The following is a 24,406-nucleotide window of genomic DNA, read 5'->3' on the forward strand; positions in this document are numbered from 1 at the left end:
TCTGTTTGATCTAAACTATTAATCCATAAATATATCATGGCAAATTTCTTTTCATTAGAAGGCCAAGTTGCAATTGTGACTGGCGGTACTTCTGGTATTGGCTTAAAAACAGCTGAACGTTTTATTGCTGCAGGTGCTAAAGTAGTCATTTCAGGTCGTAAAGACGGTACTGAAATCGCTGAAAAAATCGGAGCTACTTTCGTTCAATGCGATGTTTCAAGTGCTGAATCTGTTGAGGCAATGGTCAATAAAACAGTGGAAGTATACGGTAAGATTGATATTCTTGTCAACAATGCCGGTGCCAACTTCGGTTATGACACAATGATGGAAACGGACATTGAAAACTTCGATAAAAACTTTGCTATCAACACAAAAGGTGTGGTTCACGGTATCAAGTTCGGTGTTCCTCAAATGAACGATGGTGGTAGAATTGTCAACGTAGCTTCAGCAGCAGCTGTTCAAGGTGTAGCTTACTTAGCACCTTATGTTGCTTCAAAATGGGCAGTAGTAGGAATCACTAAAACTGCAGCTGTAGAGTTGGGAAGTAGAGGAATTAGAGCAAACGTAATTGCACCTACTTCAGTAAATACTCCAATGGCAAATACTCCTGAAGGGCAACCTCAATTGAGAATGGAGCACAAAGCTGTGCCTCTAGGAAGAATCGCTGAACCAGAAGAAGTAGCTTCATTGATTCACTTCTTATCTGCTAAAGACTGTGACTTTGTAAACGGTCAAGTAATTGGTGTTGACGGTGGATTTACTGCAGGTATGAGCATTGACGCTTACAACACATTAGCCGCTGAATAAGCGATCTTAAAATACACATATAAAGGGTGCGACTACGGTTGTACCCACATCAAAATATCAAAAACAAAACACTACGATGGGAGCACAAGGAAAAACAAAATCGACAAATGCAGACTTCTTACGTTACGCTTTGAAAAGAACTTGGATGGCAGCAGGTGCATCAGAAGAGCACGGTAATGCAGTAGCTGACGCGTTAATGTTGGGTATCCGCCAAGGTAAATTAAACCAAGGTTTAGGGGTATATGAGGCAATTGATATCATGCACCAATCAGGTTTATTGGATATCAATGCAGAGCCAGAAGTAGTTGGCGAAGGAGATACTTGGGCATCAATTGATGGTAAGCGTTCTTCTGGATACTGGACATTGACAAAAATGGCGAATATGGCCATTGAGAAAGCGAAAAAGCATGGTATTGCTATCGTATTCGGTCACAATCATAATGATGCAGGTTCATTTGGAGCTTATACTTGGATGGCATCAAAAGCAGGTTGTGTGGCTTTAACTTCTAACAACTCTGTACCGATGTGTTCTCCGTTAGGTGGTATGTCAAACACAATTTCTGTACCTCCATTTGACGGTATCGGTCCTGCAGGTGATAAGCCTCCAGTATGGATGTCAACTAAACTTTGCGAGTGGTATGATGCAGATACTGCACAAGCGGTTCTTCAAGGTACTAAGCTGAAAGGTGATTACGTAATTGACCCAGAAACAGGTGAATTATCAAATGACTTAGCTCCTTACGCTCAGCCAATCGAAGGATACGGTCGTGTATACAACCAATCGGCATTCCAACAGTTGTCTAACCCGAGAGTTTACATGTTGAATTTATTCAATGAGTTACTTTCAGGAATTATCAATCCAGGTGGTATCATCACTCCAGAGGTACCTTCATTAGGTGATATTGTAGACAAAAAAGCAGACGGCACTTCAGTAGGTGGTTCTTACTTTATCTGTATCGATCCTTCAGTATTTGGTCCATTGGGTGATGTATTAGCGAAATCAGATCGTTTTGCTCAAGCAATCGAAGATTCTCCAGCACGTCCAGGTCAAAGAAAGCCAGGTATGCCAGGTGCTAGAGGATATGAGTCAATTATCAAAGACGAGGAAATCGTTGAGGTATTGGATTCTCACTGGGAGCCATTCTTTAAGACTCAAGCAGGAAGATACGGTCTTTCTGAAGAGAGCTTAAGAGCTGAGTGGGAAGCTCAAAGAAATAAATAATTATAGAAAATAACCGTAGGAAACTATTTCATTGTTTATAAAGGGATGTCGTAAAACGGCATCCCAACTTGAAACTTTCTACGCATAAAAATATTGAATATGAATCTTCTTGAAAACAAAGTAGCACTGGTTACAGGAGCAACAAAAACAAAAGGTTTAGGTAAAGCCATTGCTGATAAGTTAGCAGAACTTGGAGCGAAAGTAGTTTTAACTGGACGTAATAGTTCAAAAGAAGGAATGGAAGCAAACGTTGCTGCTATCAAAGCAAATGGTGGTGAAGCAATGGGTGTGTTGGTTGATGTATCTGATGCTGCTCAAGTAGACGCTGCTATTCAACAAGTATTAGATGCTTACGGTACATTGGATATCGTGGTAAACAATGCAGGTGTAGGATTTGGTTCTGCTTTATTGGATGAAAACACTGATAAAGACTGGGACGCTAACTACGCTGTAAACGTAAAAGGTGCATTGGCAGTATGTAAAGGTGCTATTCCTGCCATGGAAAGATCAGGCGGAGGAGCTATCGTTAATGTGGCTTCTACAGCTGGTATTGCAGCGGGTATGGGTATGCCTTATCCTTATGTAGCTACCAAGCATGCATTGGTTGGAGCGACTAAAGTTTTAGCGATTGAGCAAGCAGCAAAAGGTATTCGTGCTAATGTTGTTGCTCCAGGTGCGATCAATACAGACATGTTGCAAGAAGCTTACAAAGCGATTGCTGAAGCAGAAGGTTGTACAGTGGAAGAAGCGGCGGCTAAAGAGAACGCTGGTATTCCATTAGGCAGACCGGCTGAGCCAAGTGAAATTGCAGAAGCGATTGTTTACTTAGCATCTCCTGCTGCAAGTTACATTACAGGTGTTGTACTTCCGGTACACGGTGGCATGGCTCCTGGCTTGTAAGAAATTAAGGTAAGAGGTAAGAGGTGAGAATTAAGAGTGAAGAGGAATAGTTCGTGTTATGGTTCGTAGCGTAGTTTTTATGATGGATCTTGGGTCATAATATAGACTATTTACCCTCTTCCTTCTTCCCTCAAATAAAGTAATGAAAATGGAGAAAGTAGCATTAATTACGGGCGCAGCTCAAGGCATTGGTTTTGAAACCGCAAAATTATTGGGAGAGCAGAATTACAGTGTGATTTTGGCAGATGTACAACCCAATGTGGTAGAGAAAGCAGATGAACTTAAGGAGCTAGGAATAGATGCTTATTCATTGGAATTTGATTTATCTGATTCATCTACCTTTCCGCCTTTAGTTGATTTCATTACTGAAAATTTTGGTCACTTAGATGCTTTGATCAATAATGCGGCAATGCTGGTAGATATGGGAAAACACCCTTCTGATTTATCAGAAACACTTTTCAGAAAAGTAATGGAAGTAAATTACATTGGACCTTTTTTATTAACTCAGAAATTAGTGCCATTACTAAAGAAAAGTGAAGCAGGGAGAATTGTCAACCTTTCTACTCAAGTAGCTCAATTGGCTCAGCTTTCAGATATGAATTCACCATTGAAAGAAGATATCTGCGCCGCTTACCAAAGCTCTAAAGTGGGTGTAAACGCAATGACTGTTTTGTATGCGAAGGAATTAGAATCTTTTGGAATAAAAGTCAACAGTTGTTGTCCGGGTTGGGTAGACAGTGCAATGAATACAGAAGATCTTCCCGATTACGGTGATGAAGCTAGACCAAAAACTTTGAGAGAAGGTGCTGATACATCCATTTGGTTAGCAACACTTGGCAAAGAGGGGCCAACTGCAGGTTTTTTCACCGATAGGAAAAGAATAGGTTGGTAAATTAAAATATTACTATTATGTGTAATACAAATGAAAAACCGATACTAAAATTTGATACTCCTTCTTACAATTATGAGGAATTGGAGCAGGAAGAGCAGGGAGTGTGGCTGTAGGCGGTTGTCTTTTACATCATGATGAAGTAATTGCAGAGAATATGTCGAAAGCCAATTCACCTTATCACCGATTGGATTTACACGCTGAAATGGTGCTATTAAATGAGTTGGAAGATAGACTTTGTGATGATAAGACACCAAGAATGAGAGACTACACCTTATTTACCTCTCAAGAACCTTGTCCAATGTGTTTGGCAAGAATTTGTTTCAGTCAAGTAGGTAAAACCTATTATGTATACAGAGATGCTCACAGTATAGAAGCTGGCGCTCAAACGAACTACGAAAGGTTGCCTGAAGGTTTTCAAATCTTAGGATCAAGGTTAGTCGTTGAAGAAGCAGATTGTTCTCCAAAGTTAAAAGAAATAGCTCGTCAAGTATGGCTCAATTCGATTGACCATTGTGTAGATGAGTGGTTAGAAAGATATTAGGATGAGTACAAAAGTAGAAACACTAAGAGATTACTCTTACTTTTTAGATTATTTAAAGCACTTAGGAATGCTATTGTTTGCCATTAGTATGACTACACCAATATTAGGTTTAGTTGTTTTTGATGTGGAGACAGAAATAGTAGAAGGAGATAAAGTTATAGATTCTCAATTGATTTGGGATAAACCTTTTTTACCTTATGTAGCTGGTTTTATCATCTTGGTGATACACTGGTTTAAGTTTGTGGAAGTTCACCACTCTATGAAGAACATCAATTTTAACCATATATTGATCACATTTGGTTTCTTTTTCTTGCTATGCTTATACCCTTACTTCGAAATGAATATTGAGTTCACTTCGGACCAACCACATTCAAGAGCAATTTTTAGCTTGGTTTGGGGTTTACTGGGAATTTTCTCTTTTTGGAAGTTGCATCATGCAAAAAATAATGGAATGCTAAAAGATGAATTATCCAATGAAAGAATCAAGGTTTTGTCTAATGAAATTCTAGCAGATCCAGTAGTAGCCTTAGTATGTGTTGGGTTGTCTTATGTCTCTTTTTCGGCGTGGTTGATAGGTATGGTAGCCTTAGTACCCATTGCCAATTATATATTAACAAGAATCAGCATTAAAGCTGGATATTAATTTTACATTATGAAACATCTATTCATCTGTTTATCACTTCTACTTTCAACAAATTTCATTTTCGCACAAGAAGAAATTGATGCCTCTAAACCAACCAACTTTTATACACAGTTGTACAATCATTTAGAGTATAACTATTCTAAAAATGGCCCTGATACTTATGGGTATAGAGCGGAGTTTATGTTTGCACCAAGTGAAGCACATTTAATTTTAGCAGAGCTTCCATTGTTATATAATACAGGTACAGAAAAAACAGGTATTGGAGATTTCAGAGCAAGATACTTTTACTTGCCTTATAAAAACTATGATAAGTTCCTTGGAGCATTCGGACCATCAGTAGACATTTTTGCTCCAACAGGAAATTATGATCATGGCTTAGGAACGGGAGCTTGGTTGGTACAGCCGGGTGTAACGGTAGGGTTGATGATTGCAGATTGGATTCAGGCGTTTCCGATTCTCTCTTATCAGTACACTTCAAGTCCGGTGATTGAAAGACCTGGCCTTTTCCAAGACCCTCAGCATGGTATCTCATTTCAGGTGATTGCACCAATTATTTTGAGTGAAAAAATGTTTTTACAAGTCACTCCCATTTATACCGCAAGCAACCTTGGAATGGAACGAAATGACAGATATATACAAGAGTTTATTGCTCAATATGCATTATCAGACAAGTTACAGTTGAGTGGATTCTACAGAGGAATCTTCAAAGATGATAATCATACAGCACGCTTGGCCCTTGTTGTATTCCTTTAATAAGACATTGAAAAACTATAAAAAATAAAGAACATGAGTGATATCAAAATGAATCCGTTGTTAAGCGTTAAAGATGGTGATTTATACATCGAAGACGTAAATACTGTTGAAATCGCAGAGAAGTTTGGTACTCCTTTGTTTGTAGTATCAGAAAATATTTTAGTGCAAAACTACCTGGCATTCCAGAATACATTCCAGCAGTTCTATCCTGAAGGACGCATTCGTGTAATGGCCGCTGTAAAGGCCAATCCTACAGTTGCGGTGAGAAGAGTATTGACACAGGCAGGTTGTGGTTGTGATACTTTTGGAGCAGGTGAATTAGAAACAGCGATCAGAGGCGGTGTGCCTTATGAAGATATTGCTGTAAATGGTTCTATCAAGTCGGATGATATTATCCGTAAAGCCATTGATTTAGGAATTCATATTGTATTAGACAATAAGGATGAATTAGGGGTTTGTGAAAGAATCGCGAAGGAATTAGGAAAAGAAGCACATGTGATGTTGCGTATCAAGCCTTATATGAAAGACCTTGATGAGCCATCAGATTTCTTCCCTGCCCGTCTGATCCGTGAAATGACACAAACTGTAAAATACGGTATTCCTACTTCTGAAGTGAGAGAAATGTTACCACAGTTTGCAGATTGCCCTAATGTAAAATTAGTGGGTGTGCATACACATGCAGGCCGTCACTCTAAGAAACCTATTTTCTGGCAGTCATTAGTACAGTCGGTTGTAGATATGATCAAAGAAATTCATGATGGTGTGGGTAATAACTGGTCGCCTTCTATTGTTTCTGTTGGTGGTGGTTTCCCTGCCGAAATGGACAAAGAAAGCCGTGTGGCAGTGACAGATTATGAAACACCTCACTTAGAAGATTTCGCGAAAGTAATTACAGAAACATTCAGAAATGGTATGAAAGGTATCGGCCTTTCTTCTGATGGTGTAATTCTTGAGATCGAGCCAGGTCGTGCAATGTATAACGAAAGTGGTATTCACTTATTCAAGGTGCATAACATGAAGCACGAAACAGCCAACGGAATGGATTACCAATGGGCTGAAACAGATACTTCTGAGACGTTCTTGAGTATTGGTGGTTTGAATGTTGTTCCTCCATTTGATTTGGTGGCTTGTAATAAAGCGGACAAGAAATATGACACTCCTGTTGACGTAGTGGGTATCACTTGTAACTATGATTGCTTGGCAGAGCAATACAAAATGCCTCAATTGGCGAAAGGAGATACCTTGGCTTTCTTAAACACAGGTTCTTACATTGAGCCTTACACTTGTAACTTTAATGCACTTCCTAGACCAGGAATGGTGATGGTAAAAGGTGATAGTGTGGAGTGGGTAAAAAGACCTGAAACACAAGAAGAAGTATTCTCAAGACACGTTGTTCCTGAGCGTTTGAAAGATATTTAATTACATAGTTTTAAAAAGACCATGTTGTGATCCGTGAGCCACAATACTTTGTGGCTCACGAACCACCTTCAATCAAAACTCTATATTGATTACTAAGAAGAGAATGAAAAAATTACTACTAAGTTTTTGCTTGCTTTTTACTTTACCATTGATGTTAACCGCTCATCAGCCTGATAATGCTTCAGGAACTTTTGAGCTGGATTGGCATACGCATCAGATTGATAGAACCATTGCTACAGGTGTTTTTCAAACCATGGGATTGAGGGTAGATAATGACCCTTCAAGAGCAGGAGTAAAAGAAGTTGGCGGAGAAAAAATCCTTTATGGCATTGCTTTGGGGTTTAGTGTAGATGATCAGTTTGCTTTTGATATTGATCAGAAAGTAAAAGTGACAGTGGAGTTGGATGCTAGTAATCTGACAGAGTTTTTCTATGCTTATGATAGAAACGGTGTGGTGGAATCAGTACATAGAGTAGAAATTGCTGAAGGTACTAAAGGGTTTCAGAAATATGAGTTTGTATTAGAAAGAGCCCGTTTTGCCAACAGGGGGTATAGTAAAACAGATTTTGCTCTTTCGGCAGGGTTGGATATGTCGAATAAGCTCCTTTTTATTCGTGATATCAAATTTGAATTAATAGGAGAAACAGCCAAAAAAAATGCTAGCGGTAACTTACAGTTAAGCCTATTTGAAAAGAAATTGAAAGAAAGAGTAGCAGCACAGATTGGGTTGTATGATGCTACAGGCAGAATGCCACTTCCAACAGAAAGTGCTATTGAGCTACAGTTCTTTGAAACAAAAGTAAGATCTGTTGAGATCAGAGAAGAATTGGATCAAGTGTACTGGCCAAGTGATAATCATTATACGATGTACATTGATGGTTTTTATCAAGCCAATATTCCGGCAGGAAAGTACACTTTGATTGTAATGAAAGGACCGGAGTATCCTATTCTTCAAAAAGAAATAGAAATCAAAGCAGGAAAAAATAATCCTATAGATATACAAATAGAACATGTACTGGATATGCCCAAAAAAGGCTGGTATTCAGGAGATGTTCACAATCACTTCTCAAGAAGAAATGCAACAGCGAATCCGAATCAGATAGCACATGCAAGAGCGGCTGATTTACACATGCATTGGTTGTATGCCTTAGGCAACTCAGTCACCACCCATTTTGATCAATATGCGTGGGGCAAAGAGGGACAGTACAAAGAGAAAGACTATTTTATCGCATCAGGACAGGAAGATCCAAGAACTGATTTTCTAGGACATGTTTTAGCGATGGGGCATGATGAGTTTGTACGCTATCCGAATGAGTATTTCCATTATGATAAAGTATCAAAAGAAGTGCATAAACAAGGTGGCGTTTTTGGAGTGGCTCATATGGATTTTGCTCAATTCCAACAGAATATTGCTTTAGCGATGCTGGCTCCAGAAAACGAAGTGGACTTTGTAGAGATATTCCAATATCACTCTTTGAACTTAAATGACTGGTACGCCTTTTTGAATTTGGGTTTCAAATTAAGTGCAGCTGCAGGTTCTGATTGGCCTTATATGTCATTGCCAGGAGCGGTGAGAACCTTTGTGAAAGTAGATGGAGAATTTACTCCAGATGCATGGAACAAGGCATTGAAAGATGGAAAATCATTTGTTTCCAATGGGCCGATGATTGACTTCAATGTCAATGGTCAAGATATAGGTTCCACGCTTCAAGTAAAGAAAGGTGAAACATTGAGCATTAAGGCAAAAGGTTATATCGTGCCGAGTTGGGATTTACTGCAATACGCCAGCATCATTGTCAATGGTGATGTGGTGAAAGAAATCAAATTAGAAAAAGGGCAGAAAGAAGTGCCTATAGAATTGGAATTGCCAGCGGATAAAAGCTGTTGGATAGCGGTGAAAGTACATGGAGAAAAATCGCATGACATTGTTTTTCAAAGTGATTTCACTAAACGAATACAGGCACATACTTCACCCATTTATATAGAGGTGGATGGACAGCCTACTTGGTCCAAAGAAAAGGCACCTCAAATCATCGATATGCTTTTGGAAAGATTGGAACAAGTAAAGGAAATGAAGTATGAAAGACACGACAATGAGGCATGGGAAAGTCCAGACAGAACAGAAGAAATGCTGGATGCTTTCCGTCCTTATCTGAGAACGTGGATTGATCAGACAAAAGAATATTACATCAATAGAAAAAAAGAAATTGTGAGACCATAAATAGACTAAACAAATGAGTACGCAAGAAAAAATGAACTGGAAACCGTTAATCGTAATCATCCTCTCGATGGTGATGATGTACATTACATCTTTTAGTATTAACGTATTGATTGGACCGATTGTGCAGGAATTGAATTGGTCAGTTTCGGGATTGCAGATGGTGATTGTTTCTGCTTCTTTGATAGCAGGAACATTGATGGTGACCGCCGGAAGATTAGGAGATAAAATAGGAAAGAAAAAGGTCTTTTTAGTAGGATCTATAATTTATACAGTTGGTTTGACGATTGTGGTACTAGCACCAAACTCTACCATTTTCAGTATTGCTTGGGCGTTGATCTGGCCTTTCGGAATGGTATTGATTATACCTACTTCCATTGCCATTATCATGTATTTTTATGAAGGATCACAACGTGCAATGGCCTTTGGTATTTATGGGGCGGTATTGTCGATTGTATCGGCTGTAGCACCTGTAGTCGTTGGTTATTTAGCCTCAATTGTTTCATGGAGAATTGCATTAGGGTTATCTCCGGCATTTGGTGTATTGACGATTATTGCAGCGTTTACATTGCCAGAAACAGAAAAAGACCCATCTATCAAAATTGATATTCCTTCAGTATTTTTATCAGTGATTGCTTTCGGAACATTTTTGATTGCCACAACTATGGCATCACAATATGGATGGTTGATGGAGAAAAGACCATTTGAAATTGGAGGTTCAGTGATCCCATTAGGAGGATTGTCGATTGTTCCTGTGATGTATTTGATTGCTGTGGTATTGTTGGTTATTTTCTTCAAGAGAGGAGCGACATTAACAGCTAAAGGAGAAACACCATTATTGAGTGCATCTATTTTGAAAAACATTCCATTTACGATTGGAATGACAATCCAAGCACTACTTTACTTCCTGATAGCAGCCGTATTATTTACAGTGTCAGTGTTTGTACAGTCTGCAGCAGGATTAGATTCCTTTGATACTGCATTGACTACATTACCGATCTCCATCAGTGTGGCAGCAGCGGCATTCTTTACAGCTAACTTAGGAAGTAAAATTTCTCCAAAGCTAATTACCATAGTTGGTTTTGTAATTGTACTAGTAGGGACTTATCTGATTACACAGCAAATTTCTGTAGATATGACACCATTCACCACAATGACGGGATCGTTAGTATTCGGTACAGGTTGCGGATTGGTGATGGCTCAAATTGCTACTTTAACCATGATCAAAGTACCCTCAGAGCAAGATGGAGAGGCTTCAGGGCTTTCTGAAACAATGAAGGAGATTGTAGGGCAGGGTTTTGCCATTGCTTTTGCCGGATCTATCCTTTTTGGAGCCGTTTATTCAAACATGGTAGATGGGTATGAAGCAACGGAAGACATTCAATTGACTTCAAAAGACAAAGAGGAAATTGTGATAGAGTTGGAAGATACTTTCATGGAAATTACTCCTGAGCAAGAAAAAGCTTGGGTAGCGGAACAATTACCAACAAAAACAAAAGAAACTTACCAAGAGATTGTAAATACATCATCTGAAAAAGCATTTAGACATACCTTCTGGATTGTCAGTATTTTCACCGTCATCTCATTGCTCTTAAGTTTTTTCTTACCGGGAATGAAACTAGGAAACCCAGAAGAAGAAGTAACAGACGAAGTGACTGCTTAAACTATCATAGTTCATAGTGTGCACCATAATATTCTTTATGGTGCACTTCATATATCTTATTCATTCATAAAAAAACAGACAGATGAAAACATTTAAAGGCGTATCTATCATAGATACTGATGGCAAGAAAAAAGACTTTATCATTGGAGAAGCATTTCTTGGAGATGAAACAAGAACAATAGAGGAAGTTTATGTAGAAGACTGGCATCAATATCCTTTGGTGGTAGTGAAAACAAGTTTGGGTGAACAGCATTTTGCGGATGTGAAATATGAGATTATTTACGGTTAAGTAACTTTCCTGTCTTCAACTTTATTCAATCAGAACATTAACTGACCTATTATGAAATATCAGAAATTAGCGTTTTTAAAATCAGGTAGCCCTAAATCTGAAGAGGCTTATCAACTATTGCTTTCAAAATATGAAAACCACGCACCTGAAGATGCTGATGTAATTGTAGCATTAGGGGGAGACGGCTTTTTGTTGCAAGTACTGCATACATATCCGCATTTAGATATCCCTATTTTTGGGATGAACAGAGGTACTTTGGGTTTCCTTCTGAATGAATACAAAGAGGACGTAGATCTTTTAGAACGAATTAACCACTCTAAAGACATTCACTTATGTCCAATTTCTGTTGATATTGAAGACGACCAAGGAGAACATTATCATTACAAAGCCTACAATGAAGTTTCTGTGATCCGTTATTCGGGTCAAAGTGCCAATTTGAAGATTGCAGTCAATGGGAAAACAATGCTGGAAGCTTTGCATGCTGATGGTGTTTTAGTCTCTACACCGGCAGGGAGTACGGCTTATAACTTTTCAGCGCATGGACCTATTATTCCATTAAATTCTAATCTTTTGGCTTTGACTCCTGTCAGTCCATTTAGACCAAGAAGATGGAAAGGAGCATTGCTTCCAGATGATGTAAACATTGAGATTACAAATTTAGATCCTGTCAAAAGACCAATCGGTGCTGCAGCGGATTCTAAGGAAGTGAAGAATGCTGTACATGCTAAAGTATGGCAGGACAAAAACGATATGAGACATTTATTATTTGATCAAGATCAATCGTTGGAAGAGCGTATTTTGATCGAACAGTTTAACGTTTAGAGTATGTCGAGATTACTGAAGTATTCAAGCTTATTGTTGATGCTTTTGTTGATTGAAGTGACTGCAATAGGGCAGGAACTTGAGACCGTTTTTCCAGTTCCTTCTTATGCTGATAGAAGGTACAAAGAAGTATGGAAGTTAGAAGAGTGGTCCGACCGTGATGCAAGGGCACAAGATTGGTCAGATAAGATTAAGAATGTACCATTGTCCAGAGATAAGAAAATTTGGGCTTCTTTTGGAGGTCAGGTGCGAGTGCGTTATATGCCTACAGTAAATGAGGAGTTCTTACCACAAAACTCTGGCTTGTTTACATTGCGTTTGCGATCTCATGCTGATATACATTTTGGAGATAACTTTAGGGTCTTTGCAGAAGGAATCTATTCTAACACTACAAAGGACAATTCGGAAAGGCTTGGGGCAGGAACGCCTGTTACTAAAGGAGCATTTCTAAATCTTTTTGCGGAGTATAAATTCAATCTTTATAAAAGAACAGAGTTAGGTGTTTGGGCAGGTAGAAGAGAGTTGCAAGCAGGGCATGAGCGATTGTTATCACCCGGAAACTGGTTGATCACACGACGTACTTTTGATGGTGCTGGTTTTTTTCTAGGGAATGAAAACAATAAGTTTATCGGCTTTGTATCAAAACCAGTCATTCCTGTTCCAGATGGGTATACGACTAGAGATGAGAACACAACATTTTGGGGTTTGAGGTATGAAAGCCATGATGTTGCTTACAATTCTCATGCAGGTTTCGGCGTGCCGAGCTGGTCTTCCTTCAGTAAAACTTATTTTGAGCCGTATATCTATGGATTACACCGTCAGAATGCCGTTTATGAAGAAGGCATAGCCGATGAAAACCGTTATACCGTTGGTTTCTTACTTTCAGGACCTATTCAACGAGTTTTTAATTATGAAGTAGAAGCCATGTATCAGTTTGGTACATTTGGTGATAAAAATATCAGTGCCTATTCTATTACTACAGAGTTTGGAGTCAGTTTTCCAAAAGTAGCCTTACAACCTCATGTATGGTTGGGATTTGATTATTCATCTGGAGATCAAAATAAAGGGGATGGTACACTCAATACTTTTAATCCATTATTTCCACAAGTCGCTCAATTTTTCGGCGAACATGGTGCAATGGATAGAAAAAACTTAACATCCTTCTCAGCTAATGTTGATTTTACTGTTTACAAAATGGTAAAAACGCGTTTGACGTATTGGAACTTTATGCGTTCGAGTTTAAATGATGCAGTCTATAATACCTCAAATGGTATATTGAGAAGTGGTGAATCAAACTCAAGAGATCTAGGTGATTCCTTCCAGGTTTCAACAATCATTTCTCTTAATCGACATTGGGAAATATGTGCTACGTATAACCTTTGGGCACCTGGTCAATATTTTTGGGATACCCAAACAGGGAAAGCACACAATCAACACTTTTTTATGATCACCACACAGTTTACTTTTTAATCAAAATAATCTATAGTATATTGAATATTAATAAGAAATATATCTTTGAGTTCTTTTCAATTTTGTCAGGTGTTGCGGTCGCTTTAGTAATCAATACCTTTTGGAGTGATCATGAACATCGTCAATTAGCAGTAAAGGCCAGTAATCAATTATATCTCGAAATTGGAGAAAACCTTAAGGAGGTAGATTCTATGTATTCTATTCATCAGGACTTATCTCAAAAGATCGATCACTTTCTATTGGAGCTTGAAAAAAAGGAAAAAGATCCATCCTATGCACCAGAGCAGTTAGATGAAATAAACTTAAATTTTCCACTACTCAGTAATACCGCATGGGAAACTGCTAAAATATCAAATGCAGTTACTTTTATTGACTTTGAACAAATATCAAAGTTCAACCTAGTTTATAAATTACAAGATCTACATCTTCATACAGTTGAGTCTTTTTTAGAACATTCATTTACTGAAATGCAATTGTTAGGCAAGAAAGAAAAGCTAATACAAATGAGGAGTTTTATAGATAATATTCTTACCAATGAGTTTGAATTAATAACAAAATATCAGCAGATATTGGATGAAAAAAATAAATGACAAGAGTTTACTACTATACTATTTCTCACTTACTACTATTTCTTTTACCATGTCTACTAGGACATGCTCAAAGTGATTCTACCTCCCAAAAGCCCTACAAAAACAATATTTTACCTTCACCAGCTTTCACTTACAGTCCACGTACTGACTTTGTACTTGGAGTATACTGTTTATATCAATTTAAATTCAATAAAAAAGATTTTCTTACTCGCCCTTCTAATTTCAACTTTTATTATGGGACTTCGTTTAAGGGGCATGTTTTCCTTTCGACAGAACATACCTTATTGACTTATCAGGAAAAGTATTTTTTAAAAGGTATTATTGAATATAAAAACACTCCAGAACCCCTTTATGGAATAGGTAATCAATCTCCCAATGAAGAGTATTTGAATGTAAATTACTCCTCATTTGAGTTTAAAGAAAGGGTATTGAAGCAGTATGAAAAATCAAAGTTTATAGGACTAAAGGTTCGTTATATTCATATTTTTGATGTTACTTATCAAAATCAAAATAATGAAAGTATACCTCCCCCTGACATTGCAGGAAATAATGGAGGCTATTACCCTGGTATTGGTCCTGTATGGATGTTGGACAAAAGAAATAGCATTCTAACTCCCACAAAAAACTACTATCTCGATCTAGTGTTGATGGGCTATTTGAATTCTAACGGAGGAACTTTTGCCTCTTTAGAGTTTGATGGAAGGCGTTATATTGATTTTAGAAAAGACAGTAAAAGAGTTCTCGCATTACAGGTAGTCGCAAAAAATACATTTGGATCAGTACCTTACAATGAGCTAGCACTTTTAGGAGGAAAACAGATCATGAGAGGCTATCTATTGGGCAGATACAGAGATAAACATTCCATTCAAGCCCAAGCCGAGTTCAGACTAAATGTTGTAGGACGATTTGGAATGACAGCCTTTCTCGGCACAGGTACCGTTTATGAAGAAGTATCCGACCTGCAATACCTCAAAGCCGCATTAGGCACAGGCTTACGTTTTAATATCAATCGAAAAGACCCTGCAAATGTAAGGTTCGATTTCGCATGGAGTCTCACCGATAAGAATAATGGGATCTATATCACATTGGGCGAAGCATTTTAATACTACATTTTTACAACATTAACCTTTGAAAATGAATAAAATACCCATGATTGGGACGTTCTGTATTATAATATCATAAATATAGCTAGAAGTCATTTTTTTGTTGAAATAATTATATTTACTTACTTGTAAGTACAACGCTAAAAAAACGTATTAATAGTGGTTCTATTGAAAGTTTTTTGAAGGAAGTAATCGCAAAATAATAAATAGAATTAGTATTAGATAATTTTGAATTTGTACTTATTACAACAACAAATCCTACTCTAACAACAATGAAATTAAACATAATTATTACGCTACTTCTTGCTTTTGGACTATCATCTTGTGGAACTGAAAATACAAACAGATTCAGAATGAATCAAGAAGGATATTTTCCAACAGCCAAGAAAATTATCACTGTAAAAACCGATTCCCCCTCAAAGTTCCTTGTCTATGATGAGGAGCAAGACAAAAACATTCTAGCAGGAGATGTAGAAAATGTTGCTCTTTGGGAATATGCCAATGAGAGTTATGGTACCATAGATATTTCTGAAATTAAGAAAGAAGGCACCTATAAAATATGGGTGAAAGATCTGGGGTATTCAGAGCCTTTTGAAATCCGCAAAGAAGCAGGCGAAAAATCCCTTTTATCCAGTATCGAAGCCTTTTATCTTATCCGCTGTTCTACTCCTATAGAAGAGGAGTATGCAGGTGTGTATGCAAGACCTGAGGGGCATCCTGATACGGAAGTGCTCATTCACCCTTCCGCATTGAAAGAGGGGCAAGATCCTAAAACAACGATCTCAAGTGCGAGAGGATGGTATGATGCCGGTGATTATAATAAATACGTTGTGAATTCTGGGATCAGTACATATTCTATGTTATTGGCTTTTGAACAATACGGAGAGATGTTGGGTGAAATGGTCTACAAAATCCCTCATGAGAACAAAGCTTTACCACTATACCTTGATAATGTGAAATGGAATCTGGATTGGCTTGTTACGATGCAGGATGTAGAAGATGGAGGTGTGTATCATAAGCTGACCAATGCAAATTTTGATGGTATTGTAATGCCTCACAAAGGACAGGATAATCCAAGGTATGTAGTTCAAAAAACAACAGCAGCGACATTAGATTTTGCTGCAGTGATGGCTTGTGCTGCACGTATTTACAAAAAATATGATGAAGCTTTGGCAGAACAATATCAATTGGCGGCAGTAAAAGCGTATCAATGGGCTGAAAAACACCCCGCTGTTATTTATGATCAAAACAAGCTCAATGAAACGTTTGAGCCTAAAGTCAATACAGGTGCTTATGATGATAAGAACTTGGCAGATGAATGGAACTGGGCTGCTACGGAGTTGTACATTCTAACAAAAGATGATAGCTACTATTCAAAAGTGGATTGGGACAAAGCGAATTACGAGCAGGTGCAAAGCTGGGGTAATGTAGCCTTCCTGCCTTTGTATTCATTGGCACATAATGAAAAAACAGAATCAGCCATATCCCATAAAGATTTCCCGAAAGTAGAAAAGATTATCACTCAGAAAGCCGATTTACTCTACGAGCAGTATAAAACCTCTTCGGCAGGTGTAAGTATGGGACAATTGAAAAGTGATTTTGTGTGGGGATCAAACAGCGTAGCAGCCAACCAAGGTATGCTGTTGCTCAATGCATATAAATTGAATTACAACTCAGGATATATTGATGCCGCTGTTGGTATTTTTGATTATCTTCTGGGAAGAAACCCATTAAAAATTTCCTATCTCACAGGAGCCGGAACACATCAGGTTATGCATCCGCACCATAGAATCTCAGAAGCAGATACCGTAAAAGCACCGTATCCAGGGCTGCTGATCGGTGGACCTCAAAATGAAAATAATGAAGATTGTGAATACCCTTACGATATGCCAGCAACAAAATTTTCAGATACATGGTGCAGTTATTCAACAAACGAAATTGCCATCAATTGGAATGCATCATTTGTGTACTTAATGGCAGGGCTGAATAATCACTTCTCGCATAATTATGAGCCTTTAGTAGTGAAGTAATTAGATTGTAAACTATGTTTTTAGATATTGTGTTTTTTAGAAATCAGGAGATTTCTGATGATCTGTAGGGCACGAATGACGCTAACGCTTAACATTCGCGCCAGTAAGCTTTCTACCTTATTAGTTTGGTAGTTTTTGTTTCAAGACAAAAACGAAGAAGAAGGAAATTTGAAAGTAGATCAAAGAAAGCTTGTAGAAATATCTATTGAAAATGTAATAAGTGCACCATAGTTGTAGCTACGGTGCACTTTTTTTTTATGCTTGGGTTTTGATAACCAAAGCCGTGATACTATTTTTCGGCAACATCACTTTCATCTTTTCACCATTCAAATGAATCTGATATACCGCATCTTTATCATCTGTATTTTGAATCAATACTTTTATATTCCCCTCTTTCCCTTTTACAGTAAGCATAGGTCTTTTGCTATTTGATGCAATTCTCACATCACCCGGCTGAATAAAACGGCTGATGATGTACATTGCATTATAATCAGGGTTGTATTGGATGGTTTTCTTTTCACGATCAATATTGATCAATGAATTTTGAGGCCATTCCCATCCACTTTCTGTAGTCTCATTCAAAATCATATTCCAATAGCAGAAATTGGTAAGACCGCTGTTGATATAATCAGCTACTTCCTCCAATCGGTGAGAGGCTTGCTCTACAGAGTTTTTACCATTATAACAGTGTCCTTCTGTATGGAACATTTTCATATTTGGATGCTTTTTTGCCGCATCAGCAATGATAAATGGAGAAGTATATTGAATACCCACACCTGCCAATTGCTCCACACCTTCCATAGCAAGCAACTCAACAATATCCGCTTTGATGGCAGTTCTTAAAGTCCCTGCATAAACATCAGCTTCAATATTTTCTTTTTTGAAAGTAGGAATAATGAAGTTAGTGGCAAGATCAAGCATTTGCGCCGGAGGCATTGTACAGCTAGGGTATTTAGTGTTGGCATCATTTTCATTCTGCACACATATTCTATCAATCCTCACACCGTTTTGTTGATAAGCTTTAATGTATTTTACAAAATAATCAGCATACGCTTTATAAACTTTCTTGTCCTTCTTCAAGTAATTATTCTTTTCCGTAAGGCCCACCATAGAGTTGTTTTCTTTCATCCAAGCCGGAGGGCTCCAAGGCGAACCGAAAAGCGTCAAGTTTGGATTAATAGCAAATGCCTGTTTGATATAAGGAAGAACATATTTCTGGTCTCTTTCAATAGAAAAATGCTTCATTTTATAATCATTGGGCGTTTCAGAATAACTGTAAGCATCAATCCCAAAATCACTTGCACCAATGGCAGTTCTACAGAATGTAAAACCAGCTTTGTCAGCAGAAAATAGGTTTCGCATCAGTTCATCTTGCTTTTCTTGAGGCAGGCTCAAAAGCGCTTCTCCTCCAATTTCATTAAAAGCACCGCCAATACCTTCTAACGTCTGATACTCGATTGCTGGGTAAAGTACCACTTCATGTCCCCATTTTACTTTCTCGTCTGTTGTTTTAACAGGAAGCGACTTCATAGGATTAGCCTCCCCTTTATCAAAAGAGACATAATACATTTTCACATCTTTAAACCCTTGTCCAAAAGTGTAAAAAGGAAGAAGGAAAACGCCTATTAAAAATGTTAGTTTATTTGCCATTGTGAATAGAATATTGATTTAAGTACTAGGATAAAAGTAAACGAATGTTTCGTACACCATAGTTAAAACTATGGGTAGGTGATAGTCCAACCTAATCAAGACTGAAGTCTTGAAAGGTAGTAACGTAAGCAATACTTTAGTGTTGGTGGAGTCGTATCACTTGCCCATGACTTTAGTCGTGGTGCACGTTATTTTATTCCATTTCCTTTGTCCTAGTTCTTCTGTGAATAATAATCTAATATATTCTATCCCGATGTTGATATGGGGGAATTATTTTCACTCTGCGTAGCATCATCAATTTATCCCCATTTTTTGAGAGAGTTTATTGCACCATGTTGAGTTAAGAGTTAAGAATGATGAACTAAGAAAAGTGGTTTGTATTATAGTTATAGAATTTGAGAACAACCTCTTCAAGAACCATAACAAGAACCACCTTAACTCTTAACTCAAAAAACTTACTGCACTTCCACCATAAAAGACCACGAATCCTGTAAAGTCACCTCTTCACTTTTCTTGAAGTTACAAGGGATATAATAATCATAACCAACTTTTCTTTTGGAGATGACAGGTTTGACGTAGACATCATTTACTTTGATTTTATCATAATAATTTTTGGAGTAAAAATGCACTCTTGAGGTTTGGTTTCTTTGAGGTTTTAAAACTGCTCCTTGTGTGAAAAATGGGTGGAAAAACAGCCATTCTGATTTTAGGTTGATAGGGGCGAGCACTTTGATGTCGTCGTGAATAATCACAGGATCATAATCTAGTTCTTGTTGGTCAATACTGATTTCATTGATGAAATAATTGGGGTAGACATAAGGTGTTTCTTTAAAAAGAGCGAATGAGATGGGAGTGACCAAAAGCTGTTGCCATGCAGTGGGAGTATAGTGTGATACTGCGAAGTAAGATGGAGGGGTTAGGAACCAAAACTCAGAATACGATTTCTTAAATGCTTTCTCTATTTTCGTTTTCCCTCTAGTAAATGAAATAGTCTTGTTGTAAGTGAATCCCGCTCCCCAAGTGGCATCTAAGAGATAACTGTATCCATAAAGGTTCACTATATTCCACGCATGTTTTTCAACATCTCTAACACTCGTTTTGCCAAACCCTGTGACCACTTGACAGATATTAGGGTCGGTGATATCAAGGATGGCTTTTAGCAATTGACTATAGCCAGCACATACGGTTTTTCTAGATAGCAAAACCAAATGAGGTTGTGTTTCTGCTGTATAATTCGGTAGGTTGAAAATGCCGACATCATAATTGATATTGTCAGTCACCCAAATCCAAGCGGCTCTCACTCTTTCATGTGGATGTTGATAGACGTTTACTACGTTTTCAGCTATTGCCTTTACAGAACGGTAGTTGTGTATTTTTTTGCTCCTGACCTCAGCATCAATTTTTTGAAAGTCATAATGGTATAAATCAATTGACGGCGATGCAATGATTCCATTGCTATTCATTACAATCAGGAAGAAGAATAAAAAGAGAAAATTTGGTTTCATGATCCAGTAACAAGTTAGGTTGAGAAAACTACTTACAGGTAAGAGTGAAGAAGTAAGAGCTAAGAAAAGTGGTTCGTATTATGGAAATTTGACACCTTAACTCTTATAACTCTTAACTTTCCACGTTCTTTTGATAAAGTTGCATTCATAATAAAAAGTATGATTTAGTACTTATTGAATTTATATAGTGTTATGAAAGAACTGTTCCAGTAATGATTTGAGCTTTAAGTGTGGTTTTTAGTTTGTATACTACGCAAAAAATAAATTGAGCACTCAAATATAGCGTTTGTTTTGTGGTGTAATTTTATTCAGAAACCCACTGGTACTAAAAGGACTCTCTTGGCAGTATTAACGGATTGTTACAAGAAACCCGTTGTTGTTTAAATGATTTGTTAATGTTTATTTATGTCTTTTTTTCTTCTAACAAACTTTCACACATTTAGGTGCATACTTCCATATCGAAAGCAGGAATATTATTCTGATGCAGTCTCTGTATGAAGAATAAAAATAGCCTGTTGACTTATCTGAATCGACTAAACAAACAATGGTAACAGCTAGACCTATACTTGTAATCTTATTACTACTGCTTGGTAATTTACTTTTTGCTGAGGAAGAAAGAGAACTTTCTCAATATAGCTTTGAGGCTTTGACCACCGAAGATGGCCTGCCAACAAACGGGGTGCTTCATGTTTATCAGACAGCTGATAAACATTTATGGTTAAGCACGTACAACGGACTTGTCAGGTACAATGGAAAGTCGATGTATGTGATCAATCAAGGAAATACGGACGGGCTGAGTACACATACTTTCATCAATATGCTGGAAACTAAAGACGCGAGGTGGTTTGGTACACAGGCGGGGCTCGTAAAGTACAGCAATCATAAATGGGAAACTTTTACAGAAAAAGACGGACTGGTTTATAATGAAATCAAGGACATCGTAGAAGACCGCAATGGAAATTTGTGGGTGGGAACACCTGAAGGGTTGTGCTTTTATGATGTGAAAAAAAAGAAGTTTTTTACGGATAATATTCCAACCGCTTTAAAGCAAGCTTCTATTGCTGATTTAATCATAGATCCATCAGGTTATTTATGGATCGCTTCAAAGGATAAAGGACTTTATAAGTATGCAGTTGATCAAAAGAAAGTAGCGTATTCCAATACAAAGATCAAAAATATCAATGCACTTGTTGTGGATCAGAAAGGAGTGCTTTGGATTGGAGGAAACGGTTATCTGAAAAAATTGGATAAGGAATATAAATTAAGTGGCTTTGAAGGTATAGCACAACTTTCTTCTAAAAACATTAATACTTTATTTGAGGATTCAAAAGGAGCGATATGGATGGGTACTGACAATGGTTTGGTGAGGTATTTTAATCATTCTATCAGTACTTTCTCTACTAACAAAGAAATCGGAAGGCATATAGTATGCAGTATTTTCGAGGATCATGAAGGAAATTACTGGGTGGGAACTTATCAGCATGGGGCCTACAGACTCAATTTGGGACAGTTTGCTACTTTTAGTGTAGAAGAAGGAATCACAGGAAAGTTTGTTTATTCTATCTCAAAAGGAACGTCAAAAGAAGAAATTTTATTAGCCACCAACGGAGGTGTTACGGTGTATAAAAACGGTGCTTTTACTCCATTCTGGTACAACAGTCACTTGAAATCCCAAAATGTAAAAGATGTATTTACGGATACTAAAAAGAACATTTGGATTGCTTCTAAAAAGGGACTGACAAAAATAGATCAGCATAGAAAAGTAAAACACTTTACAAAAAGAGATGGACTGTCTAATGATTACGCCCGCTTTGCTTTTGAAGACTCGTTTGGAAATATATGGGTAGGTACGGTCAATGGTCTGAACATACTGCAGAAAGATGGTCACTTTAAGGCTTTTACTACTGAAGATGGATTGGGAAGTGATTTTATTCTATCCATGTTCGAAGACAGCCATAGAAAATTATGGATTTGTACAAAAGCAGGAATTACCACTTATTATAATGGAAAGTTCCATGATTTTATGAAGGAAAATCAGCTTAGTTCTGAATTGACTTTCAAAGTAATAGAAGACCACAAAGGGGTGATTTGGTACGGTACAAACAATGGTATTTTCAGGTATGAAAACAATAAGGTATTTAGCTACCATAGAAAAATTGAAGGCGATATTACTTCTGCTTTCAACATTATAGAAGATGAAGAAAACAACCTGTTCTGGGTGAGTTGTAATGTGGGTGTTTACACACTGAAAATCGATGAACTGAATCAGGTGTACAAGGGAATGCTGGATAAAGCGAAGCTGAAACTTTACAGCACTAAAGACGGTATGAAGTCTAAAAGTGTGATGGCTAACGGTCGTGCTTTGGCAAGGGAAAATGGAGAAATCTGGTTTCAGACTTATGAAGGGGTGAGTATTACAAACACCAATAACATTAAGACAGATAAAATTCCTCCTACGGTGATCATTCGTAAAGTGGAAGTGAACGGCGAAACCGTAGATCATCACAATGGTATAGTGGAAGTGGCTGAAGGGAATACACGATTGGAAATTGCTTATGAGGGAATCAGTTTACTGCACCCCGAAGGAATTACCTATAAATATAAACTGGAAGGTTTTGATGAAGACTGGATTTATGCAGAAGAAAATCAGAAAGCCATTTACACCAACCTTCCTCCAAAAGAATACACGTTTATTATTTCGGCAGGGAATCAGGATAATGTATGGTTGAAAAAGCCTGTTGAGTTGAAGCTCAATAAGCGTCCGATTTTTTATGAAAGACTTGAAGTGCAGTTGTTGTTTGCACTGACTTTCTTTGTGGTTCTTTTCCTTATTTACCGTTGGAGAATAAGACGTTTCAGATTGAGGCAAATGGCGCTTGAAAGAAGTGTGACGGAGAGAACGAAAGAGATTTATGAGAAATCAGAAGAACTGTTGCAGCAGTCGGAGGAATTGCAGCAACAAGCCGAGGAGTTGCAACAGCAAAGAGATTATTTATCGGAAACCAACGATTTGATTTCACAAAGAAATGATGAGCTGAATGCCAAAAATGAGGAAGTGTCCTTGCTGATTGATCAGGTGAACTCGATCAATAAAGACATGAAGCGGAAGAATAAGAACATGACAGACAGTATCCGTTATGCGAAAACGATGCAGTTTGCTTTGCTTCCTAGTGCTGAAAAACTGAAAAGAGCATTTGCTGATCATTTCATTATTTTCAAGCCAAAAGATATTGTCTCAGGCGATTTTTACTGGATGACAATCACTGAAGATCAAACCACTTTTATTGCTTCAGTGGATTGTACAGGTCATGGCGTACCGGGTGGTTTTATGTCGATGTTGGGTATTTCTATCCTCAACAAAATCATCAAAGAATACAAAGAACACGACACAGCGAAGATCCTGACCATGCTGAACACCTCCATCATAGATTATCTGCAACAGGAGAACACAGACATTGATGACGGTATGGATCTGTCACTTTTAAAAATTACAGCAGGAGAAGAAGGAAAGTTTGATGTAAGATTTACAGGAGCGAAAAGTACTGTTTATTTTTATCAAAAAGATGAAGATGCACTCACTTCAATGAAAGGTGATATTATCTCTATTGGAGGCAGAAGCAGAAAGAAAAAACAAAAGAAATTCACTTCTCATTCCATTCAATTAAAAGAAGGAGATAGAATTTACCTGTCAACGGATGGTTACATTGATCAGAATAATCATTTGAGAAAGAAAATCGGTAAAAAACTATTTGAAGGTATTCTTTCAGGAACTTCTAAATTTCATATGCAAAAACAGCAGGAACAACTGGAACATCTTTTAGAACGTCATCAAGGAGAGGAAGATCAGAGAGATGATATTACAGTGATTGGATTAGAACTGTAGTTGGAT

19 protein-coding genes are annotated in these 24,406 nt (G+C 37.7%); 17 read left to right on the forward strand and 2 right to left on the reverse strand.

Annotated features, from left to right (window positions below):
• Positions 1–36: 36 nt before the first annotated feature.
• The 16 genes from HHU12_RS10220 (at position 37) to HHU12_RS10295 (ending at position 17,362) form a co-directional block, all read left to right on the forward strand.
• Positions 37–807, forward strand: a complete 771-nt coding sequence (locus tag HHU12_RS10220) for an SDR family NAD(P)-dependent oxidoreductase (RefSeq protein WP_169656642.1) — start codon at positions 37–39, stop codon at positions 805–807.
• Positions 808–883: 76 nt separating this feature from the next.
• The gene (locus tag HHU12_RS10225) at positions 884–2,029 is read left to right on the forward strand and encodes an Ldh family oxidoreductase (protein WP_169656643.1); all 1,146 of its coding nucleotides are present in this window, start codon (positions 884–886) and stop codon (positions 2,027–2,029) included.
• A 99-nt stretch (positions 2,030–2,128) separates the two neighbouring features.
• Positions 2,129–2,929, forward strand: coding sequence for an SDR family NAD(P)-dependent oxidoreductase (locus HHU12_RS10230; protein WP_169656644.1), 801 nt, complete (start codon positions 2,129–2,131; stop codon positions 2,927–2,929).
• A gap of 148 nt (positions 2,930–3,077) precedes the next feature.
• Positions 3,078–3,821 carry an SDR family NAD(P)-dependent oxidoreductase gene (locus HHU12_RS10235; protein ID WP_169656645.1) on the forward strand — a complete coding sequence of 248 codons (744 nt, stop codon included), beginning with the start codon at positions 3,078–3,080 and terminating at the stop codon, positions 3,819–3,821.
• A gap of 103 nt (positions 3,822–3,924) precedes the next feature.
• Entirely contained in the window at positions 3,925–4,362 is a 438-nt protein-coding gene (locus HHU12_RS10240; protein ID WP_169656646.1) for a cytidine/deoxycytidylate deaminase family protein, read from the forward strand.
• Position 4,363: 1 nt separating this feature from the next.
• Entirely contained in the window at positions 4,364–5,005 is a 642-nt protein-coding gene (locus HHU12_RS10245; RefSeq protein ID WP_169656647.1) for a TMEM175 family protein, read from the forward strand.
• 9 nt (positions 5,006–5,014) lie between these two features.
• Positions 5,015–5,758 (forward strand): hypothetical protein, encoded by a 744-nt coding sequence (locus HHU12_RS10250; protein WP_169656648.1) that lies wholly within the window; start codon positions 5,015–5,017, stop codon positions 5,756–5,758.
• Positions 5,759–5,791: 33 nt separating this feature from the next.
• Positions 5,792–7,177, forward strand: a complete 1,386-nt coding sequence (locus HHU12_RS10255) for a diaminopimelate decarboxylase family protein (RefSeq protein WP_169656649.1) — start codon at positions 5,792–5,794, stop codon at positions 7,175–7,177.
• A gap of 103 nt (positions 7,178–7,280) precedes the next feature.
• Complete coding sequence (locus tag HHU12_RS10260; protein WP_169656650.1) at positions 7,281–9,398, forward strand: CehA/McbA family metallohydrolase; 2,118 nt, start codon at positions 7,281–7,283, stop codon at positions 9,396–9,398.
• A gap of 13 nt (positions 9,399–9,411) precedes the next feature.
• Complete coding sequence (locus HHU12_RS10265; RefSeq protein ID WP_169656651.1) at positions 9,412–11,058, forward strand: MFS transporter; 1,647 nt, start codon at positions 9,412–9,414, stop codon at positions 11,056–11,058.
• A gap of 82 nt (positions 11,059–11,140) precedes the next feature.
• Entirely contained in the window at positions 11,141–11,347 is a 207-nt protein-coding gene (locus tag HHU12_RS10270) for a hypothetical protein (RefSeq protein ID WP_169656652.1), read from the forward strand.
• Positions 11,348–11,398: 51 nt separating this feature from the next.
• Positions 11,399–12,169 (forward strand): NAD kinase, encoded by a 771-nt coding sequence (locus HHU12_RS10275; RefSeq protein ID WP_169656653.1) that lies wholly within the window; start codon positions 11,399–11,401, stop codon positions 12,167–12,169.
• A 3-nt stretch (positions 12,170–12,172) separates the two neighbouring features.
• On the forward strand, positions 12,173–13,639 hold the full coding sequence (locus HHU12_RS10280) for an alginate export family protein (RefSeq protein ID WP_169656654.1): 1,467 nt from the start codon (positions 12,173–12,175) through the stop codon (positions 13,637–13,639).
• Positions 13,640–13,659: 20 nt separating this feature from the next.
• Positions 13,660–14,229 carry a hypothetical protein gene (locus tag HHU12_RS10285; RefSeq protein ID WP_169656655.1) on the forward strand — a complete coding sequence of 190 codons (570 nt, stop codon included), beginning with the start codon at positions 13,660–13,662 and terminating at the stop codon, positions 14,227–14,229.
• Positions 14,226–15,332 (forward strand): BamA/TamA family outer membrane protein, encoded by a 1,107-nt coding sequence (locus tag HHU12_RS10290; protein WP_169656656.1) that lies wholly within the window; start codon positions 14,226–14,228, stop codon positions 15,330–15,332. Before HHU12_RS10285 ends, HHU12_RS10290 begins: the two co-directional genes overlap by 4 nt.
• Before the next feature lie 272 nt (positions 15,333–15,604).
• On the forward strand, positions 15,605–17,362 hold the full coding sequence (locus HHU12_RS10295) for a glycoside hydrolase family 9 protein (RefSeq protein ID WP_169656657.1): 1,758 nt from the start codon (positions 15,605–15,607) through the stop codon (positions 17,360–17,362).
• 255 nt (positions 17,363–17,617) lie between these two features.
• Here HHU12_RS10295 and HHU12_RS10300 read toward each other — a convergent pair whose 3' ends face one another.
• Positions 17,618–19,012, reverse strand: coding sequence for a glycoside hydrolase family 30 protein (locus tag HHU12_RS10300; RefSeq protein ID WP_169656658.1), 1,395 nt, complete (start codon positions 19,010–19,012; stop codon positions 17,618–17,620).
• 455 nt (positions 19,013–19,467) lie between these two features.
• Positions 19,468–20,517 (reverse strand): transglutaminase domain-containing protein, encoded by a 1,050-nt coding sequence (locus HHU12_RS10305; protein ID WP_169656659.1) that lies wholly within the window; start codon positions 20,515–20,517, stop codon positions 19,468–19,470.
• A 544-nt stretch (positions 20,518–21,061) separates the two neighbouring features.
• On the opposite strand from HHU12_RS10305, the gene HHU12_RS10310 reads away from it, so the two are divergent.
• The gene (locus HHU12_RS10310; RefSeq protein ID WP_169656660.1) at positions 21,062–24,400 is read left to right on the forward strand and encodes a two-component regulator propeller domain-containing protein; all 3,339 of its coding nucleotides are present in this window, start codon (positions 21,062–21,064) and stop codon (positions 24,398–24,400) included.
• Positions 24,401–24,406 lie beyond the last annotated feature (6 nt).

This window comes from Flammeovirga aprica JL-4 (genome assembly GCF_012844305.1).
GTDB lineage: Bacteria > Bacteroidota > Bacteroidia > Cytophagales > Flammeovirgaceae > Flammeovirga > Flammeovirga aprica.